This is a genomic window from Crossiella sp. S99.2 (assembly GCF_023094165.1).
GTDB lineage: Bacteria > Actinomycetota > Actinomycetes > Mycobacteriales > Pseudonocardiaceae > Crossiella.
The window spans coordinates 736454-757790 of sequence record NZ_JALMDK010000004.1; the positions used below are offsets into that span (position 1 = coordinate 736454).

The 21337-nt window shown below is 68.9% G+C and carries 17 protein-coding genes; 10 read left to right on the forward strand and 7 right to left on the reverse strand.

Going from position 1 to position 21337, the window contains the following annotated elements; translation table 11 throughout:
* Window positions 1–64 precede the first annotated feature (64 nt).
* Window positions 65–3352, forward strand: coding sequence for a right-handed parallel beta-helix repeat-containing protein (locus MZC64_RS19040; protein ID WP_247758075.1), 3288 nt, complete (start codon window positions 65–67; stop codon window positions 3350–3352).
* Between the two features lie 51 nt (window positions 3353–3403).
* Complete coding sequence (locus tag MZC64_RS19045) at window positions 3404–5812, forward strand: NB-ARC domain-containing protein (protein WP_247758076.1); 2409 nt, start codon at window positions 3404–3406, stop codon at window positions 5810–5812.
* A 6-nt stretch (window positions 5813–5818) separates the two neighbouring features.
* Here the strand turns inward: MZC64_RS19045 and MZC64_RS19050 are convergent, their stop codons facing one another.
* Complete coding sequence (locus MZC64_RS19050) at window positions 5819–6328, reverse strand: sigma-70 family RNA polymerase sigma factor (protein WP_247758077.1); 510 nt, start codon at window positions 6326–6328, stop codon at window positions 5819–5821.
* Between the two features lie 185 nt (window positions 6329–6513).
* On the opposite strand from MZC64_RS19050, the gene MZC64_RS19055 reads away from it, so the two are divergent.
* Both MZC64_RS19055 and MZC64_RS19060 read left to right on the forward strand, forming a co-directional pair.
* Entirely contained in the window at window positions 6514–7395 is an 882-nt protein-coding gene (locus MZC64_RS19055; protein WP_247758078.1) for a carcinine hydrolase/isopenicillin-N N-acyltransferase family protein, read from the forward strand.
* A 42-nt stretch (window positions 7396–7437) separates the two neighbouring features.
* On the forward strand, window positions 7438–8382 hold the full coding sequence (locus tag MZC64_RS19060) for a LysR family transcriptional regulator (RefSeq protein WP_247758079.1): 945 nt from the start codon (window positions 7438–7440) through the stop codon (window positions 8380–8382).
* Here the strand turns inward: MZC64_RS19060 and MZC64_RS49130 are convergent.
* Window positions 8282–8533, reverse strand: coding sequence for a 4-oxalocrotonate tautomerase family protein (locus MZC64_RS49130; protein WP_374205771.1), 252 nt, complete (start codon window positions 8531–8533; stop codon window positions 8282–8284). The genes MZC64_RS19060 and MZC64_RS49130 overlap by 101 nt on opposite strands.
* 39 nt (window positions 8534–8572) lie before the next feature.
* Complete coding sequence (locus MZC64_RS19065; RefSeq protein ID WP_308301035.1) at window positions 8573–9286, reverse strand: SDR family oxidoreductase; 714 nt, start codon at window positions 9284–9286, stop codon at window positions 8573–8575.
* Between the two features lie 344 nt (window positions 9287–9630).
* On the opposite strand from MZC64_RS19065, the gene MZC64_RS19070 reads away from it, so the two are divergent.
* Complete coding sequence (locus MZC64_RS19070) at window positions 9631–10653, forward strand: alpha/beta fold hydrolase (protein ID WP_247758080.1); 1023 nt, start codon at window positions 9631–9633, stop codon at window positions 10651–10653.
* Here MZC64_RS19070 and MZC64_RS19075 read toward each other — a convergent pair.
* Window positions 10643–11326 carry a hypothetical protein gene (locus MZC64_RS19075; RefSeq protein WP_247758081.1) on the reverse strand — a complete coding sequence of 228 codons (684 nt, stop codon included), beginning with the start codon at window positions 11324–11326 and terminating at the stop codon, window positions 10643–10645. The genes MZC64_RS19070 and MZC64_RS19075 overlap by 11 nt on opposite strands.
* Before the next feature lie 167 nt (window positions 11327–11493).
* A complete protein-coding gene (locus MZC64_RS19080) occupies window positions 11494–11784 on the reverse strand; it encodes a DUF4342 domain-containing protein (protein WP_247758082.1) in 291 nt (96 codons plus the stop codon).
* A 128-nt stretch (window positions 11785–11912) separates the two neighbouring features.
* Between MZC64_RS19080 and MZC64_RS19085 the strand changes: the two genes are divergently transcribed.
* The 4 genes from MZC64_RS19085 (at window position 11913) to MZC64_RS19100 (ending at window position 16810) form a co-directional block, all read left to right on the forward strand.
* Window positions 11913–12482: a class I SAM-dependent methyltransferase gene (locus MZC64_RS19085; protein ID WP_247758083.1), complete on the forward strand. Its 570-nt coding sequence runs from the start codon at window positions 11913–11915 to the stop codon at window positions 12480–12482.
* 762 nt (window positions 12483–13244) lie between these two features.
* The gene (locus tag MZC64_RS19090) at window positions 13245–13751 is read left to right on the forward strand and encodes a hypothetical protein (RefSeq protein WP_247758084.1); all 507 of its coding nucleotides are present in this window, start codon (window positions 13245–13247) and stop codon (window positions 13749–13751) included.
* A 481-nt stretch (window positions 13752–14232) separates the two neighbouring features.
* A complete protein-coding gene (locus MZC64_RS19095) occupies window positions 14233–15027 on the forward strand; it encodes a helix-turn-helix domain-containing protein (protein WP_247758085.1) in 795 nt (264 codons plus the stop codon).
* Between the two features lie 319 nt (window positions 15028–15346).
* Window positions 15347–16810, forward strand: a complete 1464-nt coding sequence (locus MZC64_RS19100; RefSeq protein ID WP_247797718.1) for a hypothetical protein — start codon at window positions 15347–15349, stop codon at window positions 16808–16810.
* Window positions 16811–17032: 222 nt separating this feature from the next.
* On the opposite strand, the gene MZC64_RS19105 is transcribed toward MZC64_RS19100, so the two are convergent.
* Together MZC64_RS19105 and MZC64_RS19110 are read right to left on the reverse strand one after the other, a co-directional pair.
* A complete protein-coding gene (locus MZC64_RS19105; RefSeq protein WP_247758087.1) occupies window positions 17033–18325 on the reverse strand; it encodes a hypothetical protein in 1293 nt (430 codons plus the stop codon).
* A gap of 157 nt (window positions 18326–18482) precedes the next feature.
* Window positions 18483–19772, reverse strand: coding sequence for an alpha-hydroxy-acid oxidizing protein (locus tag MZC64_RS19110; protein WP_247758088.1), 1290 nt, complete (start codon window positions 19770–19772; stop codon window positions 18483–18485).
* Between the two features lie 248 nt (window positions 19773–20020).
* Between MZC64_RS19110 and MZC64_RS19115 the strand changes: the two genes are divergently transcribed.
* Complete coding sequence (locus MZC64_RS19115; RefSeq protein WP_247758089.1) at window positions 20021–21283, forward strand: MFS transporter; 1263 nt, start codon at window positions 20021–20023, stop codon at window positions 21281–21283.
* The last annotated feature ends 54 nt before the right edge of the window (window positions 21284–21337 follow it).

A 21337-nucleotide genomic window follows, 5' to 3' on the forward strand; every position in this document is an offset into this window, starting at 1 on the left:
GTGAACCCAATCCGCCCCCCACTGCGTTGCCCGATGCGGAGGACCGACGATGAGGGGAGCGCCCGTGTCACGGCACGTGCTCACGGTGGACCGGGACAGCGGCTATCGCACCATTTCCGCCGCGTTGCTGGACGCCCGCAACGGCACGGTGATCTCCGTGCTGCCCGGCCGTTACGACGAGTCCCTGGAAGTCACCAAGGTGGTCACCATCGCGGCCAGCGACGCCCGCGGCAGCGTGGAGGTGGTGGCCAGGCAGGGCAGCGTGCTGCGCCTGGCCGCCGAGGCGGTCAAGCTCACCGGACTGGTGCTGCGCGGTCAGCACGCGGAACTGCCCGCGGTGGACATCGCCCGCGGCCAGGCCGCGGTGGAGGACTGCGAGATCATCGGCGCCGCCTGGACCGCGGTGCTCGCCCGCAACTCCGGCTCCCTGGCCATGCGCGGCTGCCGGGTGACCAACCCCGTCGGCGCCGGGATCGTGGTCACCTCGCCCGCGCCCAGCACCATCGAGGACTGCGTCATCGAGCACGTGCACACCTCCGCCGTGGTGATCGCCGAACGCGGCAACCCGGTGGTGCGCGACTGCACCCTGCGGCACGCCAAGGGAAACGGCGTCTGCGCCAACGGCCAGGCCCAGGGCACCATTCAGCACTGCGACATCTCGGCCACCGAACGCCCCGGCATCGCCCTGGAAGAAGACAGCGCCACCCGGGTCCTGGACACCACCGTGCGGGACACCGCCAGCGGCGTGTTCATCAGCACGCACGCCTCACCGGTGCTGGAGGAATGCCGGATCACCAGCACCACCGGCGACGGCATCACCGTGGCCGACGGCGCGGACCCGGTGCTGCGCCGCTGCCGCACCACCCGCACCGGCGGCGCGGGCATCCGGGTCACCGGCCGTTCCCGCGGCTCCTTCGAGGAATGCGAGGTCGCCGAAGCGGGCGGCGCGGGCATCCAGGTCGACGAGGCCAGCGGCCCGTCCTTCACCCGCACCACCGTGCGCGGCGGCACATCGGTGGGCCTGCTGGTCACCGACGGCGCGACCGCCGAGTTCGACCGGCTGGAGATCCGGGACACCGCCGGGCACGGCGTGCAGGTGGCCGCCGCGGCCAACCCGCTGCTGCGCCGCGCCACCCTGGAAGGCTGCCGGGGCAACGGGATCGAGGTCACCGGCAACGGCCGCGGCCGCCTGGAGGACTGCGAGATCCGGGAATCCGGCGCGGCCGGGCTGAGCGTGTCCGAGGGCGGCAGCCCGTACGTCAGCTCCCTGAGAGTGCACCAGTCCACCGGTCCGGGCGTGCTGATCGGACCCGGCGGCGTGGGATCGTTGCGGGACTGCGAGATCGGCGAGTCCACTTCGGACGGTGTGCTGGTCGCTGACGGCGGCGAACTCGTGCTGTCCCGCTCCTCGGTCCGCCGCTGCACCGGCCACGGCGTGCACGTTTCCGCTGGGGCACGGGCGAAACTGACCGCCGACGACCTCAGCGGCAACGGCCGGGACGGCGTGCGAATCGACTCCGCCGACGCGGTCAGCCTGCTGGACTGCACCACCACCGACAACACCGGCAGCGGCCTGCGGGTCACCGTGCCCGCCACCCGGCTGTCCGTGGAAAACCTGACCAGCACCGGAAACCGCACCCCGGACACCGACGGCAGCACCGCCACCACCACCGCCGAACCCGCCCCCGCCCAGCAAACCCAGCAGGCCGAGCCCGACGAGGACGCGCCGCTGGCCAAACTGGAGGCGCTGGTCGGCCTCACCGCGGTCAAGCACCAGGTGAAAACCCTGGTGAACCTCAACAAAATGGCCCGCCGCCGCCAGGAAGCCGGTCTGATCGCGCCACCCACCAGCCGGCACCTGATCTTCGCCGGACCGCCCGGCACCGGCAAGACCACGGTGGCCCGGCTCTACGGCAGCATCCTGGCCGAACTCGGTGTGCTGCGCGAAGGCCACCTGGTCGAGGTGGCCCGCGCCGACCTGGTCGCGCAGATCGTCGGCGGCACCGCGATCAAGACCACCGAGACCTTCACCAAGGCCCTCGGCGGCGTGCTGTTCATCGACGAGGCGTACACGCTCACCGCGCAGGGCAAGGGCAGCGGCCCCGACTTCGGCCGGGAAGCCGTGGACACCCTGGTCAAACTGATGGAGGACCACCGCGACGACCTGGTCGTGGTCGCCGCCGGCTACCAGCGGGAGATGGACGCCTTCCTGCAGTCCAACCCCGGCCTGGCCTCCCGGTTCACCCGCACCATCGAGTTCGAGAACTACACCACCGAGGAACTCGTCACCATCGTGCACCGCATGTGCGGCGCCCACCAGTACCAGGTGCCCGAGGAAACCCAGACCGCGCTGTCCGTCCACTTTGGACAGATGGCCCGCGGCGAGGACTTCGGCAACGGCCGCGCCGCGCGCAAGGTCTTCGAGGAAATGGTGGACCGCCAGGCTTTCCGGCTCGCCGGCGAAACCGAGGCGGACGACCAGAGCCTGTCCCTGCTGCTACCGGCCGACGTGCCCGGCGGCGCGGATCCCGGCGCCCCCGACGACGAGACCACCCTGGCCGGACTCCGTCAGCGACTGGACTCGATGATCGGCCTCGGCGGCGTCAAGGAGGCGATCAACGACCTGGTCAACCTGATCGCCACCGCCCGGCAACGACGGCAGGCCGGACTGCCGGTGCCCGCGATCAGCAACCACCTGGTCTTCGCCGGCGCGCCCGGCACCGGCAAGACCACCGTCGCCCGGCTCTACGGCGAACTGCTCGCCGCGCTCGGCGTGCTGCGCAAGGGCCACCTGGTCGAGGTGGCCCGCGCCGACCTGGTCGGCCGCTACATCGGCCACACCGCGCACCTGACCAGGGAAGCCTTCACCAGCGCCCGCGGCGGCGTGCTGTTCATCGACGAGGCATACGCGCTCACCCCGGTCGGCGGCGCGGGCGGCGACTTCGGCCAGGAAGCCGTGGACACCCTGGTCAAACTGATGGAGGACCACCGCGACGACACCGTGGTCATCGTGGCCGGCTACTCCGCCGAAATGCGCACCTTCCTGGCCTCCAACACCGGCCTGGCCTCCCGGTTCTCCCGGCACATCGAATTCGCCAACTACAGCACCGACGACCTGGTCACCATCGTGCACCGGATGGCAGGCGGCAACGGCTACGAATGCGCGCCGGAAACGATCACCGCGGTCCGCGAGCACTTCGCCGCCGTGCCGCGCGATGAGACCTTCGGCAACGCCCGCTACGCCCGGCAGGTCCTGGAAACCATGATGACCCGCCAGGCAGGCAGGCTCAGCGGAACCGGCGCACCCACCGTGCACGACCTCCGGCTGCTGTTACCAGCAGACCTGCCCTGATCGCCGGATAACCAAGGAAATGGCGGGAAGTCGCCATGGCAGAATGACCGGGTGCCCACGACGGCGTTCGGCGACTTCCTGCGCTTCTACCGGCTCCGGCTGTCGATGACCCAGGAGGAACTAGCCGAACGCACCGGGGTGAGCGTGCGCGCGATCAGCGACATGGAACGCGGCCGCGCGCTCAGCCCCCAGCGGCGCACGGTGGAACTCCTGGTCACCGGCCTGGAACTGACCCCGGACGAGGCGACCGAGTTCATCGGCCTGGCCCGCGCCGGCCGGAAAACCGCGGTGGCCGAGGACAAACCGGTGCAACCGGAGACGGCCAAGGCCGGCGCGGTCTGCGCACTGCCGCCGGTGCTCACCGAACTCACCGGCCGGGAACGGGATCAGGCGGCGCTGACCGCCTTCGCCAAGGACGCCGAAGCCTGCGGCCGGCTCCAGCTCGCCGTGGTGCACGGCCCGCCCGGCGCGGGCAAAACCGCGCTCGCGGTGGACGCCGGACATCGGCTGACCAGCCTGTTCGGCAACGGCTGCCTGTTCCTGGACCTGCGCGGCATGGACCCGGAACCACTCTCCGCGGACCGGGCCGTGCACCGGCTGCTGCGCGGTTTCGGCGTGGACGAACGCAAGATCCCGGCCGACCAGGACGACCGCCTCGCCCTCTACCGCTCCCTGCTGCAGGACCGCTCGGTGCTGCTGGTGCTGGACAACGCCGCCTCCGAAGCCCAGATCCGCCCACTGCTGGCCACCAGCCCCGGGTCGATGGTGCTGGTCACCAGCCGCAGCACCCTGGCCGGCCTGGACGCGCGGCACCGGGTCGCGCTGGAACTGCTCGACGCCGACCGCGCGGTGGAACTGCTCAGCGTGGTCGCCGGCAAGCACCGGGTGGCCGCCGAACACGAAGCCGCCCGCCGGGTCGCCACCCTCTGCGGCGGCGTGCCCCTGGCGCTGCTCATCGCGGGCAACCGGCTGGCCAGCCGCACCCAGTGGACCATCGCGCACCTGGCCGACCAGCTCGCCGACGAACGCCGCAGACTCTCCGTGCTCACCGCGGGCGACCTGCAGGTGCGCGCCGCCTTCGAGCTGTCCTACCACCACCTCGAACCCTCCGCGGCCCGGATGTTCCGGCGGATCGCGCTGGTCCCCGGCCCGGACACCTCGGTCGAGTTGGCCGCGGTGGTCTCCGGACAGCCAGCGCACCTGGCCGAGGCCGCTCTGGAAGAGCTGGCCGACGCCAGCCTGCTCGGCTTCAGCGAGATCCCCGGCCGCTTCACCAGCCACGACCTGCTGCGGGTCTTCGCGCGGGAACGCCTGGAACTGGACGAGACCGCCGAGGACGTGCACGCGGCCACCGAACGGATGCGGGACTGGCTGCTCGCGGTGGCCACCAAAGCCGCGCTCTACTTCGACCACGACCGGCCCGACCCGGCGAGCACCATCGACGGACCGGACCCGATCCGCGACCGGGACACCGCGAAAACCTGGCTGGCGCTGGAACAAGCGCACTGGCGTGGCGCACTCCGCTGCGCCGCCGCCGCGGGCGAGCACCGCAAGGTCCTCGACCTGGCCACCGCCATGCACTGGTACTCCGACCTGCGCGGCACCGGCGACCTGTGGCTGGAGGTCTTCGGCGCGGGCGCGGAAGCCGCCAAGGCGCTCGGCGAGGCCAAGGCCGGCGCCGAGCAGTTCAACTACCTGTGCTGGGCGCAGTACGCGCTCTGCGGCAGGCCGCGCGAGGCACTGGCCGCGCACCAGCTCGCGGTGGCCGCCGCGGTGCAGGCGGGCGACCTGCTCACCGAAGCCTGGGCCTGGTACTACCGCGCCGGCATCGAACGGCGGCTGACCTCCGCGCAGGAGGCGGTCCTGGTCGCCCGGCGCGCGGTCGAGCTGTTCGAGCGGGCCGGTTACCCCAACGGCCAGTACCTGGCGCTGTCCCTGCTCGGCGCGATGCTGCACGTGGCAGGCGAGTACACCGAGGCGGTGGCGGTGAACCGGCTGGCCGAGGCGCACTACCGCGGTTCGGCCACCGCCCCCGGCAACGACGAACTGCTGTCCATGGTGCTGACCCGGCTGGGCGACAGCCTGGCCGCCACCGGCGAGGTGACCGCCGCGCTGGACATCCTGGACGAGGCCGAAACGCTCTTCCGCAAGCACCAGGTGTCCACCGGCCTGTCCCGGGTGCGTTTCCTGCGCGGCAGGGTGCTGATCCGGGCGGGCCGCCCCGCCGAGGCCAAGGACCAGCTGCTGTCCAGCCTGGAGGAATCCCGCTGGTCCGAAGACCGGGTGGAGATGCTGGTGTTGCTGGCCGAACTCGCCGACGACCGCGGCGACACCGCCCAGGCCCGCGAGCACCGGGTGCGCGCGCTGGCCGAATGCGCCCGCTACGACTCGCCAGCCGTGCGCGGCACCGCGGGCAGGCTCGCCGCCCAGCTCGGCCTCGCGGTGTCCGAATCCGCCTGAGCCCGCTCACCAGCCCGCCGCGGTGACCCCGTGCGCGGCCAGCGCCTCGGTCATCGCGATCGTCGCGTGGTGCACCCTGGACTTCACCGTGCCCACCGGCACCCCGATCACCGCCGCCGCCCGCAACCGGGTCTGGTCCAGCTTGTAGACCTGCTCCAAAGCCTGCCGCTGCATCGGGTTCAGCCGGGCCAGCCCCTGGTCGACCACACAGCGCTCCAGCACCTCGTCGGCGAAGTCCGTGCCACTGGGCAGCGCGTCGAAATCGTCGTCGTCCAGCAGCACCGGACGGGCGTTGTCCCGGCGCGCCCAATCGACGATCAGGTTGCGCGCCACGGTGAACAGCCAGGCCCGCACCCTGGCGTCCTTCGCGGCCAGGGTCTCGCTATTGCGCCAGGCCCGCAGCATGCACTCCTGCACCACGTCCTCGGCCCGGTGCGGATCACCCGGCAGCAGGCGGCGGGCGAAGCGCAGCAGGACCTCCCGGTGCTCGGTGTGCAGCTCGGCCACGGTGCTCACGGTGACCTCCCTCGGGTTGGCGAAGTTCTTGGCACTGAGTCCACCCGCCAGGACACCCCGCTGCCACGCGGAAGGACCGGCAGAACCTGGCCAGGGCGGCCTTCTGCCGGTCTGTCCGCGTGGCCGCGCGAGGGCCCCGCGGGTTCGATCGGGCAGCGAGGATCCCCACTCCCGAGAGGTGCCAGGTGACCGGCGACATCCGCTGCTCCACAACGTTCCGGGCCTTCGCCGAGGCCCGCCCCGGCCCCGCCTGGCGCGAGCACGTGCACCGGCACTGGCCCCGGCTGCGGGCCACCGCCGCCGACCACCCGGACGCCCAGACCTGGCGCACCACGGTGCTGTCCCTGACCAGCACCCCACTGGCCTGCCTGGCCGCCGACCTGGCCGAGGCCGCCCAGTTACCCGACCCTGACCTGCCCGGCTTCCTCACCCACGTCAACCCGCCCGGCCCGGTCGTCTCCGGCGCCCAGGGCACCGGCGGCGCCTCCCTGGTCCGCAACCTCGACCTCGACCTCACCCAGCACGAGTCCACGCTGTGGCTCAGCCAGCTCGGCACCCGCCGCGTCCTGGGCACCACCGCCGGCCTGTGGGGACTCCTCGACGGCATGAACGAGGACGGCCTGGCCGTGTCCCTGACCTCCGGCGGCGGCCACCGGCACACCGAAGGTCTCAGCGGCCCACTGCTCGTCCGCCACCTCCTGGAGCACTGCACCACCGTCGCCGCCGTGGACGAGGTGCTCGGCAGCTGGCCCACCGCCAGCACCCACGACCTCACCGTCATCGACGCCACCGGCGCCCGCGCCGGCTACCGCCTCACCCCCGGCGAACCCACCCAGCGCGGCCGCACCCGGCACTGGCCCGAGGTGTCCGAGGCCATCGCCGCCATGCTCAGCCGCCCCCGCCACCGCACCGGCTACACCACCGGCGCGGGCACCCTGCACACCGCCGTCTACCACCCCGCCGAGGGCGAGCTGACCTTGATCTGGCCGGACGGCGTGCGCACCTGGACCTTCGGCAACTTCACCGCCACCGAGCGCCTGCTCGAATACCCGGCCACCCCGGCCTGAACCCGGCCGCCGCGCGCCAGGCCGCGCCTACACTTGCCGGTCATGGGCGTCGAACTCCGGCATTTGCGTGCCTTCGTGGCAGTGGCCCAGCAGCTGTCCTTCACCAGGGCCGCCGAACACCTGATCGTCACCCAGCCCGCGCTGACCCGGACGATCAAGCAACTGGAAGCCGCCCTCGAAGTGCGGCTGTTCGACCGCGACTCCCGCCACGTCGCCCTCACCGCCACCGGCGCGGAGTTCCTCGGCCGGGCCCAGCAGGTCCTCACCGCGATGGACCAGACCCTCGCCTCGGTCCGTGCCCAGGTCACCATCCGCTTCGGCTTCAGCTGGCTGCTGCCCGATCCCTGGGCCCAGACCACCGTCAGCGCCTACGAGAAGGCCACCGGCAACTCGGTCTCCCTGATCCGCATCGACGACCCCCTGGCCGCGGTCGATGAGGGCACGGTCGACGTCGCGGTGGTCCGCGGCACCCACGAACCCACCCCCGGCACCAAGGTGCTGCACCTGTTCGACGAACTCCGGGTCGCCGTCTGCTCGGCCAAGTGCACCCTCGCCGGCGCCGAACGCCTGCACTGGTCCGAGGTCCCCGACTGGCCCCTGGTGGTCAACACGGTCAGCGGCACCACCGGCCCCTGGTCCTGGCCCGACGGCGACGGCCCACAGCGGATCATCGAAACCCGCAACTTCGACGAGTGGCTGGAATCCGTGGCCGCCAACCGCGGCATCGGCGTGGTCCCCGAGGTGGCGATGCGCCGCAACATCCACCCCGCCGTCCGCTTCGTCCCCCTGATCGGCGCCCCCACCTCCCCGGTGTCCATCGCCTTCCAGCCCCAGCACCGGGACCGCAGACTCCGCCACTTCATCGAGGCAGCAGCCGCGTCCGCCGTCAACTGCTGTCCGATCCCGCCCCAGGCACAGATCGGGCCGCCCGAAACTCCGCGACCGGCAACCCGCCCCACCCCCAGTTCCCCAACGGCACCTCGTTGATCACCACAAAAGTCGACTCCAACGGCTTGCCCAGCACCTCCAGCAACACCTGACTAACTCCCGCGATCAACCGCGCCTTCTCCTGTTCGGTAACCGCCTCCACCCCCGGAGCACTACCCTCCCGAGTAACCTGAATACTCACAAAAGGCATAACCAATCTCCTTCCAAACCCAGAAAAACCAGCCCTAGCTCAGTGCCCCGCACTCTGCCCACCATCAATGTGCAGAATCTCCCCAGTCACAAACGGCGCGTTCTCCAGGAACAACACCCCATCCACCACATCCTCGACCCGCCCAATCCGGCCCACCGGATGCAACCCCGCCAGCGCCGCATGCGTCTCCGCCGAATGCATCGGAGTCTGAATCACCCCCGGCGACACCGCGTTGACCCGAATCCCCCGCCCCGCATACTCAATGGCCAGCGACTTCGTCGCCGCCTGCAACCCACCCTTGCTCAACGAAGCCAACACCGAAGGCACCGCACTGAGCGCATGCTCCACCAACGTGGTCGTGACGTTGACGATGTGCCCACCCCCCTGCACAAGCATCCGCTCCACCGCCAGCTGAGTAACCCCAAAAAACCCAGCCACATTCACCCCCATCACCGCCGCATAGTCCGCAGCCGTGTACTCAGTAAACGGCTTGGCCAAAAAAATCCCCGCATTGTTGACCAACGTGTCCACCCGCCCAAACTCCCCCACCGCAGCATCGATAACGGCTCGCGCAGTCCCCACCTCCGCAATATCCCCAGCCACCGTAACCACCCCCGGATCATCCGACACACCAATAGTCCGAGAGTTAGCCACCACCCCCCACCCCAACTTCCGATACCCCGCGACAACCGCAGCCCCAATCCCCTGCGAAGCCCCCGTAACCACCACAACCCGCCGCCCACCACCAGACACGAAAACCCCACTCCCAACCCAAAAGAAAGACTCCCACCGGCCATTCCCAGCCGCTCCCCCCAAAAATTACAACCCCACCCCCACCCCCGGAAATGCCTCCCCCAACCCACCAATGCCCCCCAGGCATAGACCCAGCCCACCCCCACCCCCACCCCACCCGCGTGTTGGCCGTTGTCGTACGCCGGTTTGGCCGATGTCGTACGCCACGTTGGCCGTTGTCGTACCCGGCGCCGCCCCGCCATGACGTACGTCAATGACGTCGCCTGACGCTCGCGAAGATCCCGGCCCACTTCCTACCGTCGCGACGTGTCCGGAAACGCAACCCCGTCGCAGGAGTGGTCCGCATGATCAGCAGGAAGCAGTTCACCCGGGCGCTGGCCGCCACCGCCGCCATAGTCGCGCTCGCGAGCTGCGCCCCCGCCGGCCCCAGCGCCCAGCCACCCCCGGCCACCGCCTCCGCCGTCACCGGCAACGCCCCCAGCTGGGGACCGATCAAGCAGATCAAGGCGGGCGTGCTGGACATCGGCTACGCCGAAACCGGCCCCGCGAACGGCAAACCGGTCATCCTGCTGCACGGCTGGCCCTACGACATCCACAGCTACGTCGACGTGGCCCCCGCCCTGGCCGCCGCGGGCTTCCGGGTGTTCGTGCCCTACCTGCGCGGCTCCGGCAGCACCACGTTCCTGTCCCCGGCGACCGTCCGCAACGGCCAGCAGGCCGCGGTGGCCACCGACATCATCAACTTCATGGACGCCCTGGGCATCCAGCGCGCCACCATCGCCGGTTTCGACTGGGGCGCCAGGACCGCCACCGTGCTCGCCGCGCTCTGGCCGGACCGGTTCGCCGGACTGGTGTCGGTCAGCGGCTACCTGATCACCAACCTCAAGGCCAACCAGCAACCGCTGCCGCCGGCGGCCGAACTCGGCTGGTGGTACCAGTACTACTTCGCCACCGAACGCGGGGTGCAGGGCTACACCCGCAACCGCACCGAGTTCAACAAGCTCATCTGGCAGGGCGGCTCACCGAAGTGGCAGTTCGACGACGCCACCTACCAGCGCACCGCCCAGTCCTTCGCCAACCCCGACCACGTCGCCATCGTGGTGCACAACTACCGCTGGCGCCTGAGCCTGGCCCCCGGCGAACCCCAGTACGAGGCCCTGGAACAGAAACTCGCCGCCGCCCCGATGATCACCATCCCGGCCATCACCATCGCCAGCGACTTCGACGGGGCCGCGGCCAACGGCGCCGGCTACCGGGACAAGTTCACCGGCCGCTACGACCACCGGGTGCTTCCCGGCATCGGCCACAACGTGCCCCAGGAAGCCCCGCGCGAGTTCACCAAGGCCGTCATCGACGTCACCGGCTGACCGCGGCCAACCGCAGCACAACCTGCCGCCGCACATCCACGTGGTCCAGCACCACAAACTCCCGCACTACCCCGAACTCAAAGTCCAACTCGTCAACCGAACTCACCCCGAGTTCCCGAAACGCCACCCCCGCGGCAACCCCCGGGAACCCATCCAACTCAACCCGCAACCCCACCCAGTTCCAGGAATCCGACACGCCACGCACCACGGCGCCCACCGGCAACTCCGCCTTCGCCCGCCCCCACTCCGCACCACCACGCGCACTCGCCGCCAGCACCGCCGCCACGAACTCCGCGGGCGGCGAGTACTGGTGCGCGAGCACGTAATGACAGATCAGGTTCGGCGCCGCGTAGACAACTCCCCCAGCCCCGGCCACGTGAATCTCAGCGCTGCCAAGGGTGAGCGCCCCACGCTCCGCCTCCACACAGGGGATCTCAGCAGGCTCCCAGTCAAACCCCGCCACCGCCTGGCACAGCCAGCAGTAGTGGTATCCCCTGGTCTGCCCCACGGACTCGAAGACCGCCAACTTCCGCAGCGCGTCAACAAAATCCGCCGCCGGCTCGCCCCGATCAAACTCCACCCCGGCACCGAGCCAACCGACATTGAGCACCTCGGCGCCCAACTCCTCCACCGGCTGGTAGCCGTAACGAGACAGGTCCTCGTAGACAGCCATTGGTCCCCCTGATTGCACGCGTACGTCTGGCCCCGCCGGGAGCGGGCGAACCCATTACAACTCAAGGGTCTCGCTTGTTCACCGTGGGGCCAGACTTGACTGTGCGGATGCGGGGGCCATCGAAACACACCCGCGGGGACGCCTCCGCCGCGGCGTCCCTCGGCTGACTACACCCGCTCGGCCTCGGCCGTCGTCGCGGGCGCGCTGCCCGGCTGCTGCCGGTTCTCGATCTTGATCCCGCACTTGCCGACCAGTGCGACACCGGCGCCGATCGTCATCGCCATCGGGGCGGCCAGCGCCGCGACCAGCCCGAGGGCCACCGGTACCTCCAGCACCACGTCGTCCTTGCTGTCACGCACGACCACGCGCCGATTGATGCCCTCGTTGACCAGCCCGCGGACGGCGTCGACCACGGAGTCGACGGCGGAAGGGGTGGACTCGGACTTGGACTCGCTCATGATTCTCCTCGTGCTGCGGAACTCCCTTGACGCCCCCATGCTGCCCACGGCGCGGCCGCCTGCCATCAGGGTTTGCCCCTGACCCCACCTGATTTCCCCCGCCCCGACCCTGTGCCATCGTGGACGCCATGACCTGGGATGGCACGGACTACCAGCGCCGCTTCGACCACCTGGCCGCCACCGGCGCCGACGTGCATGGCGAGGCCGATTTCGTGCGCGCCTACCAGCCTGGCTCCGTCCTCGACGCGGGCTGCGGCACCGGCCGGGTCGCCATCGAACTCGCCCGGCACGACATCGACGTCGTCGGGGTCGACCTGGACCCCTCCATGCTCGCCGTAGCCAGGAACCGGGCGCCCCAGGTCACCTGGCACCAGCACGACCTCTCAACCCTGACCCTCAACCGCCACTTCGACATCGTCCTCATGGCGGGCAACGTCCCGCTGTTCACCCCGGAGGGCACCCAGCAGGCCCTCGTATCCGCTGTGGCAGGCCACCTCGCGCCCCAAGGCGCGCTCATCGCGGGCTTCTCCCTCAACCGCGGCTACACCGCCGAGGACTACGACGCCCACTGCGCCGCCGCGGGACTCACCCTGGCCGACCGCTACGCCACCTGGGACCGGAAGCCGTTCACCGGCGGCGACTACGCCGTCTCGGTCCACCGCGTCGCACTCGCGCACGATCCGCTGACAAATCGTTAACAAATGATCAAGGGTCGGATCTCCAACTAAGGAAATCCGGCCCTGATCTGCACTTATCTGGTGGACGATACTGGGATTGAACCAGTGACCCCTACCGTGTCAAGGTAGGAATCTGCGGTTCAACTACCTGCGGTTTTGCTAAAACCCCAGGTAGCAGGCTCCCAGTTTCCGCGGGTGGCAACGAGTTGACCCTCGTTGCCACCCGTTCCTGTCGCCAGGAATTCGCCATCCTCGGGTCGACTGGTGATGCAGGTCACGCCATGAAACCTCGCTTGTGGAACCTCTAGTTGATAAAGCACCGTCCCGGACCAGGCGGTCGCAGCACTCTGGCGCGCCCTGATCAGATTGCACGGCAGCGCCCGAAACGTTTGGCACGCCGCAGCGATGACGCCGCCGTCTGAACTGTGGAGGCACGGCCAGCTCCAGCGGCAGCCCTGATGGCCCAGCGACGGCTGAAACGACTGAGTCGACATGTGATCTCATAGGCAACCTCACCTGTACCCAGTCTGGTCCGGCTTGAACCGTCAGCTCCTACCCCAGTGCGGTAGTGGCCACTGGTTCAATATCCGGCCTCCGTGGCCGCGGTCGGATGATCCTTGGGCACCCCCTGACGATTGGCTCGCTCACCAGCTCTTGAAAACACTATCAGGGACACGGTCGCACTCGACGACTGTTCGCCGCGGACGACGCACTGAAACTAAACGAGGCACCAGCATAGGAATGATCTGAGCTAGCGATTTTCATACTGTCACCGGTGCACAAGTGGACGAATTCGTCGATTGTGGACATGAGCACCAGCGCGCCTACCCTGAGTTTACTGCGGCGCTCTCGCACCATAACATCCTTGAAGGAACGATCAAGGGCACAACTAATGATGTCGTCAACAGTGCGGCCGACGGCAATGCACAGGAGCCAAAGAAGCGGTTCGCGCGGGTACTTGCCGAAGAGTTTTATCGACTTGACCCCGAAAGCTCGTGTCGGGACATTGACGGCATCGGCGCCCAGTATCGCCATGCCTGCTTCAAAGCGGGCGACGAAGTGTGCCGACAGCCAAGCGAGGCCAGTCAGCCATTCGCTGGCGCGCGCGTGGCGTTGGCGGAGCAGAGAGGACTGACCGCCAGACAAGGTTTGAACCGAGTGGCGCTGCCCTTGAGTATGACGGCGGCTACCAGCCTCAGCATCCCGCACAAAGGGGGATCCACGACGGAAGGTTGCACACGGGGTACTCACGGCAGCGCCGGTGGCTGTCGGGGTGCCGCGGGCCGTTGACTCGTCCAGTCCCGGTAGCCGGAGCATATAGGCGACGGTAACCACGTTACGACGGCCGGAGCGCAGGACGGACCTGGGGAACTCGCCAACAGGGGCGAGTTCGTGGCTCTTAGTACGCCCGATGCGGAGAATAGATCCTGCGGCAACGAGGCCGATGGTGGCGCCGCAGTCATGAAGTACGGCGGTTGACCGGGCGGATATGTGCTCTGGGCTCATTTCTCAACCAGCTTCGGCGCGGCAGGAGCCCCGGCGACACAGTTGCGCGCTGGGTGTTCTGCGCGACCTAGGCGGCAGCCCAGTTAGACCGAAACTGTTACTGACAGCTACGACACGGTCACGCATCTCCGCTCCTTGCCAGCACGTTGCCACGTTTGCTTAAGCGAAGACTACCTGATATCACTCTCGGTAGCCACTCCCCGTCAGCACTCACCCGCTCTGTAGCGGCGTAGGGGCTGACCTGAGACTCCGTGAGGCGCCGGTTGTGAGTGTTGAGGCCATCACCTGGGCTCTGAATCTCGCGCCCTTGCCTGCCGACGAACCGGGGCAGCCCAGCAAGTCGGCGATGGCATTCGTTCTGGTGGCCTTGGCCAACCACGCCGATCCTGACGGTCAGGGCGCTTTCCCGTCGCTGCGCCGCGTCATGCGCTACACCCACCTTTCCGAACGCACCGTTCGCATGTGTGTTCGACGCCTGGAGACCGCCGGGCTGATCCGGCCAGCCAATCCGAAGATCGTCGCCGCCTACATTTCGCGTGCGGATCGGCGCCCCAACGGATGGGATCTTGCACTCCACCGCACCCGAAGCGAAGAGCCTGAAGCGGACGGACCAGCAAAAACAGACGGGGGGCAGTCACTGCCGCCCGTTCAAGCGGACGGGGGGCAGCCACTGCCGGTACGGGGGGCAGCCACTGCCCCCGAACCGTCCCTTAACCATCAAGAGAAAGCTGAGGCGGGTCAGGTTCCGTTACCGGACATGCCGCAGGAGCCGAAACCGCCGTCAGCGCCGCTGCGATGTCCGGCTCATCGTCAGGGCACCGGTCCGGTCTCACGGTGCAGGCAGTGCGCGGACCTGCGGGAGGCGGCTCAACAGTCGCGCCGGTCGAAAGCGCGCGCTGCGGCTGCTGCGCGGGCCGAGGCTGCTCGCCAGTGCCGGTTGTGCGACGAAGACGGCTACCGCGGTGCCCAGGTGTGCAATCACGTCGATCCTGATGCGACCGCAGCGGCGCGGGCCAGGGCGCGAGAGGCTTTCGCCAATCGCAGCCGCAAGTCGCAATGACTCGCAGGCGTCTCAGTCCCCCGATGACCGTGGCCTGCGACGGTGCCCAGGATGGGCGGTTGGCACCACTCCGGGCGCTGCGCCCGTTGTCGGCACCTTGGCCCGCGGCGGTTGGCTCGGATCGGTCGCGGTGGTGCCAAGACACCCTCGATGCGGAGGCTGCTGCATCGAGTTCGCCAACGGGGGAGCAATCGATGCGGTTCCTACGTCCTCGCCAGCTCGGGCCAGAAGCGCCTAGCCTGAAGTATCGGACAGGATCGAGACCGCCGAATGAGGGGCGGCGTTGAGCCGAGGACGTTCTGGATGGGGAAGGGCATCGGTGACAGGGAATTCGGCGCGGCTGCACGCAGTGGCGCAGGCCAGCCGTAGCGAGCAGGAGACACTCTGCGATGAGATCACCAGGAACCTGTTGGCGACGGGGGCAACACCGGACTGGTCCATCTCTCGCGGAGGCACTGACGGGGTGCACGCGCTGGCCGCAGAATTCTACTGGGCGATGCGGCTGCGCTCTGATTCCGGACCGACTACCGCGGCGGCATGCGGCCGATGGATCTACCGCCACGTCCACCCCGACGATCAGCTAGCGCTCACCGAAGAGTGGGCCGTTCTCTTTGGCAGCATCTCCGCAGGCCCCGTCAGCCCTAAAGCAATCGAGGACAAAGTTGTCGCCGATCTGGCGGCCGAAATGGGGGACCCACTTGCAGGAGCGTACTTCTGCTATGTGTTTGAGCTGACCAAGTTCCGGAAAGTTCTCGACTGCAGGGCTATCGTCGAACACATCGGCGATCCCCCACTGGGGCGGATCCTCCACATCTACCGGGATCGGCCGATCCTGCGAGCATTCGCGATAAATGGCGCAAGTTGGGAAGACCCCGCTGTGCGACAGGCCATGCAGGAGGTGTTGGCCGATCCTGAGACCACCGTACTGGCAGCCAACATTTGCCTGGACAGGGATAACGCGGTCACCGAGACCGACGAGCGACGGCAACAAGGGGTTCAGTGGGCGCGTGACGCCGCGGCCCGCTGGCCTCGGGAACCCCTGATTCAGTACCGGCTGGCCGAAATCGAACGCGACGCCGGCAATCTCACCCAGGGCCTGGCGGCACCTGACCGCGAGCTCGCCCTGCTACCCACGGTCAGGCCCCCACTTCTTCGCACACTGCTGTCGAAGACGTACGAGAGTACTAGGTCGCCCCTCGCCGCTCATCTGGTGGTGGACGAGCCTGACTCCGAATACGCGCGTGCCACACGCCGTCAGCACGCCCGACAGCATGCCGTCTGGTTTCGGACGATCGGGCTGGCGGCTTGCGTTGTACTGGGGTTCGGGATCCCCCATGTTGTTGACGCCATCACCCAAGGCCCCGTGGGCCCCACGGGCCGGTCCAACGCCAGCCTCGCAGTCCTCATCGCCACGCTGGTGCTGCCGGTGCTGATCGTGTGCGCGCACTTGCTATTGCGACACCTGCAGGGTGAAGAGCCAGACTCCACCTGCACGCGGACGCGGCTGAAACAAGCTCGCCTGCGTAGACGGCAGAGCACCGTCGGGCTGTGGACGACCAGCCTAGGGGCTGGCTTTGCGCTGGTGGCGTTGGTCCTCGGTGTCGTTGACGTCATCACCCGAGACCCCGGTGAGTCGATGGAGCTGGCGTTCGCCTGCCTCACATTCCAGGTCGCCACGCTGGTGGCGGTGCTGATCGGGTGCGTGGTCTCGTGGTTCCTGAAGCGTTATTACGGAGCTAGCGCAACCCATCCCCTGGCCGAGACGAAGTCTTGCGACCGGTGACAGTTGATGCACCGTCTTGTCTAGGTCCTAACGCTTGCGCGCAGCGGTGGTCGCCGAATCCGTCTCGCCCCGTTACTGATCGTCTGCGAAGACCTGCTGGCTCCATCGGGCTCCATCCCGGTCTCAGGTCATCGGCTGTGTCGCTTCGGCACAGCGGCACCGTCAGGCCGGACAGCCTCCCGGGACTACCGTCCTCGTCGGCGGTGGCCTGTGCATGAGGAACTAAGCGGTGGGCTGCTCTCGTGCTCGTGTTGTGGGGGCAACACGCTGCGCAAGTGCTCGAACGTCGAGGTCACCTTCGGGTGTGTGGATGGTGTGCGTGATCGGGGTGTGGAAGAGGGTGGCGCGTTCGCCTGCGACGAGCAGGGTGGGCATGGGATAGAGGCCGATGACGGGGCCGCCGAGTCCGGGGATGGTCTGGGCCAGATCGCGGGCCAGGGAGAGGGTTCTGCGTTCGCTGGGGTTGTCCACGGCGATGGTGAGTGAGCGTGTTCCGGCTCTGGTGGTCAGAGCTGGGCGGAGTAGTCGGTGGACGTAGGAGAACAGGCCGAGCTGGGCGCAGTCGGTGGGGCGTACGACGGTGAGCAGCCGGGCCCAGATCGGGTCGGTCTCCAGGATTTCCAGCAGTCGGGCGGTGTCGGTGCTGGGGGCCTCGGTGTGCAGTTGTCGCCGGAGTGTGGGCTCCAGGGGTGTCAGGCCGGCGGGGGTACGGATGGGGATGTCGGTGCGTCCTGCGGCGTCCAGGCTCCGGCGGAGGTGGTAGTGCAGCAGGCCGCGCAGTCTTGTCGAGCGGGCCTCGACTTCGCTCCACCAGCGGGCGAGCAGGCCGGGGCTGATGGTGTGGGTGTGGGCGGCTTGGTGTAGCAGGAGCAGGTAGTACTGCAGGTTGGGGACCTCCAGCCACAGAATGATCGGCATGCCGGGTGGCAGTACGGCGACGAGGTCGCCGACCACGGCGCTGAGCCGGTGGAGGGATTCCCATTCGTAGAGGGTGAGTTCGTCCTGGACGGCGACATCGGTGATGGTGCTGGCGGCCAGGGGGCCTGGGGCGCTGGGGGATACACGGCGCCCGGTTGCCGTGCGCAGGCTCAGTGCGGTCGCGCTGGCCAGGCAGGATCCGGTGACGACGTGGAGTTCGTCGATGTCGTCGAGGTTGTCGGGCAGGAGGTCCAGGCCGCGGGTGGCGAGCCGATGGGCTCGCTGGTGCAGTGCCAGTGGGGCGTAGGCCACGGCGTTGCCGGGTTGGAGTTCGCACACGGTAGTGCCCTCGCCGGCGACGGTAGGAAGTCGGAGGAGATCGCGGAGGGAGCTGAGGTTGGTCTCGGCGCGGCGGATGATCCGGCTGGCACGGGCATAGGTCTTGTCGTTGATGGTGCTGCCCGGCTGGTGGCGTCCTCTGGCTGAGGTGTAGTACGTGGCGGCCACGGCGGGAATGGCCTGCACGAAGGGGGTACGCGGGAGTGGCTGCCAGTGCAGGGTGCTCAGGTGGTGGTCGAGCGGGCGCGGGGTGATCACACCGACGCGGTCCGGTGCGTTCTGTGTACCGATCCGGAGTTCTGGTGGCGGGTTTTCGGGTGAGCTGGTGGGGTTCGCGGGTGGGCAGTGTCGCGTGTGGACAGTCATGGGCTGCTCCGTGAGGGTTGCCGGTATGGTGCCGCAGGGCAGTTCTGGTTCAGGTTGTGCTGGGCCATGGCCGGGTGGGCAGGCTGGCTGTGCGGGGGCGGGAGTACAGCGCGGCTGGCCCGAGTTCGCTGGGGCTGCGGTAGCCGGCCACGGCCATGGTGCGGTCGTAGTCGGCGAGCAGGCAGTCCAGGACGTGGCGCACGCCGTCGTAGCCGTCCACGGCCAGGCCGAGTGCGTAGGGCAGTCCGATGAGGACTGCCTGGGCGCCCAGTGCCAGGGCGATGAGCATGTCGGCGCCGCTGCGGATGCCGCCGTCGAGCAGGACCGGGACTCCGTGCGCGCCGTGGATCACGTGGGCCAGGGCGTGCAGGGTGGCGACTCCTCGATCCTGTTGCCGGCCGCCGTGGTTGGACACGATGATCCCGTCTGCTCCTGCCTGGGTGGCCAGGTGGGCGTCGCGGGCGGTGAGGATTCCTTTGACGAGCAGTGTTCCTGTCCATCGGGAGCGCACGAGTGCGAGGTCGTTGGGTGTGCGGGAGCCGTCGTTGAACAGGGCCGCGAACTGCCGGCCGAACTCGGCGGGGTCCTCGGGATCACGGAGGCGGGCGGCGAAGATCGGGTCTGTGCGGAAGGTGGCCGCGCCGTAGCCGTGGTCGAAGGGCCAGCCATGGTCGAACAGGCTGGAGCGCCAGCCGATCACCGGGGTGTCGAGGTTGACAACGAGCACTGTGTGGCCGGTGCGCTGGGCGCGGTGGATCATGCTGTGGTTGAGCGTGTCGTCGGCGGAGAGCATCAGCTCGAACCAGCGGTGGCCGCCGGGGACCTGGGCGTTGACCTCTTCGGGGGTTACCGAGGCGGCGGGGCTGTGGATCCAGGTGAGTCCGGTGTGGGCGGCGGCCTCGGCGACGGAGATGTCGGCCCGCGGTTCGATGAGGTCGAGTCCGCCGACGGGTGCCAGGAGCAGTGGAGCTGCCATCGGTGTGCCGAACAGGGTGATCCGGTGGTCGCGGAGATCAACTCGGCGTAGCACGTTGGTGATGATCGTGTGGTCGTCAAAGGCCGCCAGGTTGGCCGCGGCGGTGCGACCGCGTCCGGCGGTGCCGAACAGGTAGGCCAGCACGTCGCGCCCATGGTCATCAGCGGAGAGGACTCGGCGCGCTTCGGTCTCGAAGTCCTCGAGTGTGGTGGGCCAGCGTGGCCTTCGTCCGCGGCGGGCGCCTTCCTGGAGGTGGGCGTGCTGGGCGCTGAGAGGGTTGCGCCCGGTGTCCTCGCCGGTTCCCCATGGTGTCGCGCTGGGTTCGGGTGTGCGGTGATATGTCACTCTGGCGGTGGAGTCCATTGTCAACTACCCTCCCGTGTTTGCCTATGCAAACAGCCTAGGTTGTGGAGGGTGAGATGGAAAGCGCAGGCACCGGTAGGTCTGTCTGCGTGTCCTTGCACGGCGACCGCTCGGCCGTTCGGGTGCCGTTGCGGCCTGTCGGCCTACATTCCGATCGATCAGCCGATCCGGGATCGCCCCTGGGATGTCTAGGCTCGTCCCTTGAGGGTGGGGCACCGTGGGGCCGGTGCCGGCGGGGAGGGGCGGCGGTGGCGGGCATCGGCATGGTGTTGCGACGACATCATCAGGTGCGTGTGCTGCTGGCCGCGGAGATGATCTCTCTGCTGTGTGACCAGCTGTCCAAAGTCGCCTTGATGCTGCTGGTGCTGCATCTGACAGGGTCGCCGGCGGCCTCCGGCGCGGTGTACGCGCTGACCTATCTGCCGCAGTTGATTGCCGCGCCCATGCTGTCCTATCTGGCAGATCGGTATCCGCGGCGCGACGTGCTGGCCACCTCGTATCTCATCCAGGGTGTGCTGGTGGGGGTGATGGCGGTCCTGGTGGGTGTCGCCGAGGATCCGCTGGTGGTGCTGGTGGGTCTGTGCGTGTTGATCGTCGGGGGGCAGTTCGCGCTGGTTCCGGGGCGGGCGGCGGCGACGGCCTTCCTGCGTGATGCCGTGGTGGTCCGGCAGGACTACGCGGCGGCTGTGGCGGCCCGGCAGGTCGTGCTCAATCTGGGCCCGCTGGCGGGTTTCGCGGCGGCTGGTGCGCTGGTTCCGCTGATCGGCCCGGTGTGGTCGCTGATGCTGGATGCGCTCAGCTTCCTGGCCGCGGCACTGCTGGTCCTGCGTGGCCTGCCCCGGCAGGAGCCTGCGGTTGTGCCGGGGCAGCCCACCTCCGTGGGTGTGGCCGGGCCGGGCACCGTGTGGGCGAACTGGGGTGCGGGGCTGAGGGTGGTCAGGACGGTCCCCGGGATGGCGCGTGCGCTGGGGCTGGCGTTGCTGGCCGGGTTCGCGGTGGTGCCCGAGGGTGTGGCGGCGCCGCTGGCCGCCGAACTGGCTGTCGGCCCCTGGGCGGTACCGCTGATCCTGGCCGCGGATCCGGCGGGGTATGTCCTGGGCACTTGGATCCAGGATCGCCTGGGCTGGGACCGCCAGCAGCGGTGGATGCCGTGGCTGGCCATGGCCATGTCAGTGCCGTTGATCCTGTTCGTGTTCTCACCGGGGTTGGGATTGACGCTGGTGCTGCTGACGGCCTCAGGGGTGGCGGCGGTGTATCAGAACACGGCCCAGGCTCAGGTGGGTGATCTGGCACCGGTGGATGCCCGGGGCGCCACCGCCGGGATCGCGCGTGCTGGCCTGCAGACCAGCCAGGGGCTGGGTGTCGCGTTGGGGGGCATCGCCGCGGAGGCGCTGGGATCGTCGATGTCGGCCATCGCCCTGGCCGGGCTGTTGGGCCTGGTCACCGCGGTGTTGATCGCCAAGCCGTGGTCGGGTGCTCAGCGGGGCGTCAGCGGGACGTCAGCGATATGAGATGTCATTGCCGATCGCCGGGAGTGCGGCCACTGAGTCTGGGGACCGGAGCGT

What these genes read in the sequence shown, in the direction of transcription:
- MZC64_RS19060 (WP_247758079.1), top strand. Translation starts at nt 7,438, where the DNA reads ATGGGCGTCGAACTCCGGCATTTGCGTGCCTTCGTGGCAGTGGCCCAG.
- MZC64_RS49130 (WP_374205771.1), bottom strand. Translation starts at nt 8,533, where the DNA reads ATGCCTTTTGTGAGTATTCAGGTTACTCGGGAGGGTAGTGCTCCGGGG.
- MZC64_RS19070 (WP_247758080.1), top strand. Translation starts at nt 9,631, where the DNA reads ATGATCAGCAGGAAGCAGTTCACCCGGGCGCTGGCCGCCACCGCCGCC.
- MZC64_RS19075 (WP_247758081.1), bottom strand. Translation starts at nt 11,326, where the DNA reads ATGGCTGTCTACGAGGACCTGTCTCGTTACGGCTACCAGCCGGTGGAG.
- MZC64_RS19080 (WP_247758082.1), bottom strand. Translation starts at nt 11,784, where the DNA reads ATGAGCGAGTCCAAGTCCGAGTCCACCCCTTCCGCCGTCGACTCCGTG.
- MZC64_RS19085 (WP_247758083.1), top strand. Translation starts at nt 11,913, where the DNA reads ATGACCTGGGATGGCACGGACTACCAGCGCCGCTTCGACCACCTGGCC.
- MZC64_RS19110 (WP_247758088.1), bottom strand. Translation starts at nt 19,772, where the DNA reads ATGGACTCCACCGCCAGAGTGACATATCACCGCACACCCGAACCCAGC.